General features: G+C 60.4%; 8 protein-coding genes. All 8 read left to right on the plus strand.

Translation table 11 applies throughout. The annotated features are described in order from the left end of the window. Window positions 1-521, plus strand: a 521-nt coding sequence (locus tag RH857_RS13160; protein WP_310538434.1) for an integrase core domain-containing protein, incomplete at its 5' end; no start/stop codon positions are given. A 50-nt stretch (window positions 522-571) separates the two neighbouring features. Continuing rightward, a complete protein-coding gene (locus tag RH857_RS13165; protein WP_310538435.1) occupies window positions 572-1,261 on the plus strand; it encodes a GntR family transcriptional regulator in 690 nt (229 codons plus the stop codon). Between the two features lie 196 nt (window positions 1,262-1,457). After that, window positions 1,458-2,474 carry a TRAP transporter substrate-binding protein DctP gene (gene dctP, locus RH857_RS13170; protein ID WP_310538436.1) on the plus strand — a complete coding sequence of 339 codons (1,017 nt, stop codon included), beginning with the start codon at window positions 1,458-1,460 and terminating at the stop codon, window positions 2,472-2,474. Between the two features lie 4 nt (window positions 2,475-2,478). After that, the gene (locus RH857_RS13175; RefSeq protein WP_310538437.1) at window positions 2,479-2,991 is read left to right on the plus strand and encodes a TRAP transporter small permease; all 513 of its coding nucleotides are present in this window, start codon (window positions 2,479-2,481) and stop codon (window positions 2,989-2,991) included. Beyond that, window positions 2,988-4,256 (plus strand): TRAP transporter large permease, encoded by a 1,269-nt coding sequence (locus RH857_RS13180; protein WP_310538438.1) that lies wholly within the window; start codon window positions 2,988-2,990, stop codon window positions 4,254-4,256. The genes RH857_RS13175 and RH857_RS13180 overlap by 4 nt, the downstream gene beginning before the upstream one ends. 5 nt (window positions 4,257-4,261) lie before the next feature. Next, entirely contained in the window at window positions 4,262-5,458 is a 1,197-nt protein-coding gene (gene lhgD, locus RH857_RS13185) for an L-2-hydroxyglutarate dehydrogenase (protein ID WP_310538439.1), read from the plus strand. A gap of 5 nt (window positions 5,459-5,463) precedes the next feature. Continuing rightward, window positions 5,464-6,573 carry an alcohol dehydrogenase catalytic domain-containing protein gene (locus tag RH857_RS13190; protein ID WP_310538440.1) on the plus strand — a complete coding sequence of 370 codons (1,110 nt, stop codon included), beginning with the start codon at window positions 5,464-5,466 and terminating at the stop codon, window positions 6,571-6,573. 2 nt (window positions 6,574-6,575) lie between these two features. After that, on the plus strand, window positions 6,576-8,033 hold the full coding sequence (locus RH857_RS13195; protein ID WP_310538441.1) for an NAD-dependent succinate-semialdehyde dehydrogenase: 1,458 nt from the start codon (window positions 6,576-6,578) through the stop codon (window positions 8,031-8,033). Window positions 8,034-8,136 lie beyond the last annotated feature (103 nt).

Raw genomic sequence — 8,136 nt, forward strand, 5'->3', positions numbered from 1 at the left:
GGCCCATCCGGCGTGGGGGCATCGGAAGATCTGGGCAATGGTCCGCCACGACGGGCATGTGGTTTCCGAGGCGCCCGGGCTACCACTACCTGCATAACGCGGTCGATGACCACTCACGGCTGGCGTACACCGAGATCCTCGACGACGAACGCAAAGACACCGCCGCAGGGTTCTGGAAACGGGCCCAGGCCTACTTTGAGTCCTGCGTGATCACCGTTACACGGGTCCTAACCGATAACGGCGCCTGCTACCGATCCCACGCCTTCGCCGCAGCCCTCGGAGACGGTGTGAAGCACAAACGCACCCGCCCGTACCGGCCGCAAACCAACGGCAAGGTCGAACGCTACAACCGCACCCTGCTCGACGAATGGGCCTACGCCCGCCCGTACACCTCAGAAGCAGACCGTGTCGCCGCTTTCCCGGCCTGGCTCCATCACTACAATCACCATCGAGGCCACACCTCACTCAAAGGTCAGCCACCAGCCAGCCGCGTCACTAACCTCTCAGGACAATACAGCTAGGCTTTGCTCTACAGTGCGTATTCAGCGATTTGCCAGGGGGAGTCTTCGACATGAGCGGTATCCGACGAGGGGATTCTCTCACGAGCCAGGTGCGAGACTATCTTCTTGACCGGATCATGGAAGATACCTTTGACCAAGACGTGATCTATTCGGTATCGGATCTCGCGGCGCAACTGGGGGTGTCGCGCACCCCCGCGCGTGAGGCCGTGCTGCAACTGCAAGAACTGGGCCTTTTGCGCACGGTGAAGAACAAGGGCTTCACCGTCATTGCCGTCACCGACGGTGACATTCTCGAAGCGTTTCAGATGCGCCACGTGCTCGAACCTATTGCTGCGAAACTGGCCGCTCGCACCGCTCCCGATAGCTCGAGCATCGTCGAGAAACTCGAACACTATTTCGCTCAGATGGTTGAGGCCTCCAAGCAGCAAGACCAGGCCGCATTCATCGATAACGACATTCGCTTTCACGACGTTATGGTGGAAGCCGCCGGCAACTCGCACATGTTTCGGGCGCTCAAGGCTGCGAGAGACAGCACCTACCGCAGGGGGGTGTTCACCCGCACACCAACTCGCTCATGGGACGCACTCAATCTTGAGCACGAGCGTATCCTTCGAGCGGTCGTTGACGGTGACGAGGCTGCCGCCGAGCATCACATGCGTGATCACATTCGGATCACCGGTGAGAACTATCTCAAGCGCCTCAAATTTCCGGTCGAGCGCGAGTGGTATCGCGACTACTGATTCGCTCGAAGGCCCCGCGACCGGGGCCTCGGGGTCTTGCCGCGCACAAGGGCGCACATCACGCAATATTACAAATCGATAACAAACATACGAGCCTCGTCTCCCATCTGTTGCATGCAGCGCGCAACATGTAATGTAATGTGAATCACATGGAATGCAATGTGAATCGGTAGGCATCTGATCAAGGAGGACACGAATGCCCCGAACAAGTATTCGCAAGTACGCCACTGCAATGGTCGCAGTGGGTGCGCTCGCACTGACCGCCTGCAGCGGCACCAGCGGCAGCAACGAAGGCGATTCCGCCGACGGAGACGTGCGCACACTTCGTCTTTCACACTTCATGGAACCCTCACACCCGATCGAAGCGTGCGGCATGGAGGCACTGCGCAATCACCTGGATGGTTCGACGCTGCAGGTCGAGACCTACCCCGCTGCTCAGCTTGGCGGTGAGACCGAGTCGCTCGAGCAGGTCTTCTCGGGAAACCTCGATATGTCAATCAACGGCCCCTCGTTCATCGGCGTCTACTACGAACCCTTCAACGTGCTCGATGCGGGCTACCTCTTCGAGAACGCCGAGGCGCTGCGCGATCTCAGCGATTCGGAGGCAGTGCTCGGAGTGCTCGAGGATGCACAGGAGGCCTCGGGAATGAAGGTGTTCCCCGGGTGGTACTACGGCACACGTTACATCACCGCGAATACACCAGTTGAGAGCCCCGACGATCTCAAGAACCTAAAGCTGCGCACCCCTGACGCGCCGCTCTACAAGACGAACATCACCGCGATGGGCGGCAACCCCACGCCGATGGCACTCGATGAGCTCTACCTTGCGCTCCAGCAAGGTGCGGTCGACGCGCAAGAGAATCCCTTCCCCACCATCAAGACCATGAACCTGCAGGAAGTGCAAGATCACTTGTCACTCACGGGGCACATGGTTCAGGCGCTGCACATCTCGGTCGGCGAGACCGTGTGGGAGAGCCTGACTGCCGACGAGCAGACTCTGCTCGAAGAGGGCATCGCTGCGGGAGCAGAGGCCGCATACGACTGCGTCGTGGAGCAGGAAGAGAGCATCCGCGCCGAGTTCGAGGCCGGCGATGACATCGAGGTGCACGAAATCGACGTCACCGAGTTCCGTGATGCTGTGCGTGCAGAACTGAGCGAAGGCCAGCCTTTCTCGGAGCTCTACCGAGAGCTGATTGCAGCGCAGGAGCAGTAGGCCCATGTCAGCAAGCCCGAGCGCACTTGCTCGACTCAAGAAGGTGATCGCCGGTTTCGAGGAAACCGTTGCGGTCACCTTCTTGGCCGCGGTCACAGTGCTGTTGGTGACGCAGTTCGCCACCCGATACCTCCTCGCTAATCCCCTGGTGTGGACAGAGGAAGTGTCAAGATACGCCTTCGTATGGATGATCTTCATGGGTAGCGCGTATCTCGCCTCGAAGAATGCTCACATTGTGGTCACCTTTATCTCAGACCTGGTGTCGCGAAGCGCCAGCAAATGGATCGTGCGCTTCGCAGCCGCGGTCGTCATCGTGGCATCTGTGGTGACTGCTTGGGCTGGCATCGAGTTTCTCGACCAAATGAGCGGGCTCCTGTCACCCGCAACCGGAATCTCAATGGCCTACATCTATGCCGCGCCAGTCGTCGGGTTCGCGTTGATCACGATTCACTCTCTGGAATACCTGATCACGGGCAGCGGCGTAGTTGATGGCGGAGAAGTGGAGCCCATCGTATGAGCATCTCAATTCTTATTCTCCTCCTCCTCGTACTCATTCTTCTGCGAGTGCCTGTCGGCTTCGCGCTGCTTGTGCCGAGCCTGCTCTACATCGTGTTCGACCCACAGGCCACCTTTGGCATCGCGATCCAGCAGCTTATGAACGGCGGCAACTCGTTCGCGTTGCTCGCCATCCCCATGTTCGTGCTGCTTGGCAACCTGGCGAACGCGTCGGGCATCACCGACCGTATGTATGACTTTGCCAGTGCATCACTGCGCGGTGTGCGCGGTGGCCTCGCCTACGTCAATGTCGGCACCAGCGTCGGGTTCTCTCTCGTCTCGGGGGCCGCAATCTCGGACGCTGCTGCGATGGGTAAGATCCAGGTGCCGCAGATGGTCAAGCGCGGCTACCCGGCTGGGTTCTCGCTCGGTCTCACGGGCGCATCCTCGCTCATCGCACCGATGGTGCCACCGAGTATTCCGGCGGTCGTCTATGCAATCACCGCCGGCGTGTCCGTGTCGAGCCTCTTCGTCGCAGGCATCTTCCCCGCCCTCGTCATCACGCTGCTGTTCATCGCGTACGTCGCGTTGAAGATGCGCAAGCTCACGACCGTGCAGGAGGGCGACGAGAAGGGAGTCGGGGCGAAGCGGCTGTGGATATTGTTCCTGCGCACCCTGCCGGCAGTTGGCGCGCCCGTCATCGTGCTCGGTGGCATCTTGGCCGGGTACTTCACCCCGACCGAGGCATCGGCAGCTGGCGTGGTCTATGTGCTGGTTCTCGGTCTGATTTACCGTGGTCTCAACCCCAAGGCGCTGCTCGGGGCGCTGCGTACCTCCACCGCGACGTCCGCGTCGATCATGTTCATCGTGGTTAACGCCGCGCTCTTTGGTTGGGTGCTAGCTCGTGAGCGGGTTCCGCAAGAGCTCGCCGAGTCGGTACTTGGGCTCACCGAGAACCCCTTCGTGTTCTTGATTCTGCTCAATCTCGTTCTGCTTGCCATTGGTGCGATCATCGAGCCTACGTCGGCAATCCTGATCCTCGTGCCTGTCCTCGCACCGTTGGCACCTCTGTTCGGCCTGGATCCGATCCACATGGGTATCGTGATCATCTTCAATCTCATGATCGGCTTGCTCACTCCACCGATTGGCCTCGTGCTCTTCACTCTGAGCGAAGTGACGGGCTACCCGGTGAAAACCGTGATCAGAGGTGCCGTTCCCTTCTACGGCATCATGTTGGTTGCGCTTGCCGCCATCTCGTTCGTACCTCTCATGCTCGGAATTGGATAGGAACTATGACGAAGAAGATTGCGGTCGTCGGTGGCGGGATCATCGGTTCTGCTACCGCTTACGAACTGAAGAAGGCCGACCCGACCCTCGACGTGCAGCTCTTTGAAAAGGAGAGCTCGATTGGTTCACACCAGACAGGTCACAACTCAGGCGTCGTGCACGCAGGCCTGTACTACACCCCTGGTTCGAACAAGGCGAAGTTCTGCCGACGTGGCGTGAACAAGCTGAAGTCGTTCTGCGCCGACCACGGTCTGCGCTATGAGGAGCTCGGCAAGCTGGTCGTCGCGCAGGGCAGCGAAGAAACCGAACTGCTTAAGGACGTGTTCGAGCGTTCAACGGCCAACGAGGTGCCCGGGGTCAGGTGGTTGCAGACCGATGAGATCACCGAGCTCGAGCCGAATGTGCAGGGCGACGCGGCGCTTCTGTCACCGGGCACTGCCATCATCGATTTCTCCGCGGTCGCGAAGAAGCTCGCTGAGCAGGCCGAACAAGCCGGGGCAACGATCTCGCTCGGCAAAGAAGTGCTCGACATCACCACTCACGCGACGGGCGTGTTAGTTTCCACGAACCGCGACGAGCACCAGTTCGACCATGTGGTGATCTGCGCCGGCTTGCAGAGCGACCGCATCGCTCGACGTGCCGGTGACGCAAAGTACCCGATCATCGTTCCGTTCTTCGGCTCGTACTACCTGTTAAACGAGCACGACAGCGGCCTCGTGTCGCGGGCCATCTACCCGGTGCCCGACCCGAAGTACCCGTTTCTTGGTGTGCATATCACCCCCCGTCTCGACGGCCGAATGATGATTGGGCCGAACGCGTACCTTTCGTTCGCACGAGAGAAGTACGGGCGCATGGGCACCAGCGTTGGCGATCTGTCGAGCATGGCCACCCACCTCGGGTTCTGGAAGATGGCGATGCGCAACATGGGGCAGGCTGCAAAGCTCCTGCCAGAGGTGCTCGGGCCTGGCGGTCTGCTTTCGGGCGCAAAGGAGCTCGTTCCTCGCATCGAAGGCACCGGGGTCACCTCATTGACTCGCGGTATTCGCGCGCAGGCGGTGAGTTCTCAGGGTGAACTCGAAGACGATTTCGTTCTGCACAGCGAGGATCGGCTGACCATTCTCCGCAACGCTCCCTCCCCCGGGGCGACCTCAGCTTTGGCGCTCGGCGAAGAACTCGCCAGACTCGCGCTCGGAAAGGAATAATGTCCATGAAAACTCCAGCAGCTGTGCTGACTACCTGCCACGCGGGCCAGCCATTCGCAGACTCAAAGCCGATCGAGATTCGCGAGGTCGACCTCGCAGACCCGACTGGCAAGATGGTGCTCGTCGAGGTTATGGTCGCGGGTCTTTGCCACTCCGACCTGTCCGTCGTAAACGGCTCCCGCGAGCGCCCGGTGCCGCTCGTGCTCGGGCACGAAGCAAGTGGCCGTGTCGTCAAGGTTGGCCCAGACGTGCAGGGCGTAGCTGCCGGTGACCGCGTCACCTTTACGTTTCAGCCTGCGTGCGGGGAGTGCGATCTGTGTGTCGATAGCGGCGGCGAGCGTTGCGCGCCCGCGCTCGAGGCAAACGTCGCTGGGACGCTGTTGCACGGCGAGCGATTTCTTTCGGAGAACGGCGAGCCGCTCTTTCACCACAGCAATGTGGCCGCGTTCGCGAACTTCACCGTCGTGCACCAGTCTTCAGTGATCAAAGTCGACGATGATGTGCCTTTTGAGATTGCCGCGCTGCTCGGATGCGCGGTGATCACGGGCGGTGGTGCGGTGATGAACGCGGCTCGGGTACGCGAAGGCGAGCGTGTGGCTATCGTTGGCGCGGGCGGCGTGGGTCTTTCTGCGTTGCTCGTTGCTCGGGCATTCGGTGCCGCAGTAGTCGACGTTGTTGAGCCCGCCGCTTCGAAGCACGAGATACTGCGCGAGTTTGGTGCCACGAACATTGTCATTCCCGACACCGTGCAACGCGAGCACTACGATGTGGTCATCGAGGCCGCCGGGGTCAAGCCGGCCTTCGAAATGGGTGTGACCATGCTCCGCCCAGGCGGGCGCCTGGTCTCCGTGGGCCTCCCCCACCCCGATGCGACTGCTGAAATCAGCATTCTCGACGTGGTCTTCAAGTCGAAGCAGATCATTGGTTCGTATCACGGTTCTGGTGACGCCAACGAAGATCTGAAGGTCTACGTCGACCTATGGCGCCAGGGCAAGCTTGAGCTTGAGAAGCTGGTCACGAAGCGAATCGGCCTCGACGGTCTCAACGAGGCACTCGATGACCTGCAGCACGCCCGGGAGATTCGTCAGCTGATTATGATCGGAGAAGAGAAGTGAGTGTGACCTCGTACGAGCAAGTGATCGAGTCTGTTCCGAAGGGCGCCTATGTTGACGGAGCGTGGACTCCTGTCAACGGTGATGCCTCATTCGAGGTCAGCGACCCCGGAAACGGGACTGCCCTGTGCCGCGTCGCGGATACCGGCGAGCGCGAATGGGATGCAGCAGTGGATGCGGCGTCAGCGGCATTTAGCGAGTGGAAGTTAACGAACACGGAATTGCGTGCCGACTTGCTGCGCCGAGTGTATGACGCGGTCATGGATCAGGCCGAGGATATCGCACAGATCATCTCGGCTGAAGCCGGCAAGCCGTTGACAGAGGCGCGAGCCGAGGTGCGCTATGGTGCGAGCTTCATCCGCTGGTACAGCGAGCTGGTGCTCGCAGATCGCGGTGATTTCGCAGCGTCTCCGTCTGGCGAGTATTGGATGGTCACCAAGAAGGAGCCGGTCGGGGTTGCGCTACTGATTACTCCGTGGAACTTTCCGTTCTCCATGGTCACCCGCAAGCTGGCCGCCGCCTTTGCAGCGGGCTGCACTAGCATCATCAAGCCAGCAGGCTTTACGCCGCTGTCGAGTTCGTGGCTGGTCAAGATCTTCCATGAGGTTGGCGTGCCGGCAGGTGTCGTGAATCTCCTCCCCACAACCAAGTCTGCCGCCATGTCATCCCGTCTGCTGAAGGATTCGCGTGTGCGCAAGGTGAGCTTCACCGGCTCAACCCCGGTGGGCGCGTCGCTGCTGAAAGGAGCTGCTGACAACATCTTGGCTTCTTCGATGGAGCTCGGCGGCAATGCGCCCTTTATGGTGCTCTCTGACGCCGATCTCGATCAGGCGGTCGCCGGTGCACTTGTCGCGAAGTTCCGCAATGCGGGGCAGGCGTGCGTGGGCGCGAACCGCATCATTGTGCACACCGCAGTGTTTGACGAGTTCGTTGAGAAGTTTGTTGCCGCGGTGCAGCAGCTCAAGGTGGGTCATGCGCTTGAAGATGGTGTAGAAATCGGGCCGATGATCAGTGAGAAGCAGCGTGTCGAGACACACCGGTTTGTCGAGCGTGGCGTTGAAGAAGGCGGACGCTTGCTCACCGGCGGCGAACCAATTGAAGGTGCCGGCTACTTCTACCAGCCGACCGTGATCGTGGACGCCCCGGTCGGGGGCCACTTGTGGTCGAACGAACTGTTCGGGCCAATCGCAGCCGTCTACCGCACAAATTCGGATGACGAGATGATCGAACTCGCCAATCGCACGGAGTATGGTCTCGTTGCTTACCTCTACGGTCAAGACGGCAAGCGTACGATGCGCATTGCCGACGGTATCGAGTCGGGCATGGTGGCGATCAATCGCCCCATCATTTCTGAAGCTCGCGCACCCTTCGGTGGCGTGAAGGCATCCGGCCTTGGCCGTGAGGGCGGCGTTGACGGGTTGAACGACTATCAGGTGACGAAGTACATCGCAATACAGCGGTGATGGGCTCACGCAGCGAAGATAGGGATAAGGGTTTCGCGGTGGTGGCCCTGTCGCGCGTCAGACTTAGTGGCAGGGCCGTTATGTAGGTCCTGAAGGAGAGTCA

Origin of the sequence: Nesterenkonia flava (assembly GCF_031432335.1) — a bacterium.
Classification (GTDB): domain Bacteria; phylum Actinomycetota; class Actinomycetes; order Actinomycetales; family Micrococcaceae; genus Nesterenkonia; species Nesterenkonia flava.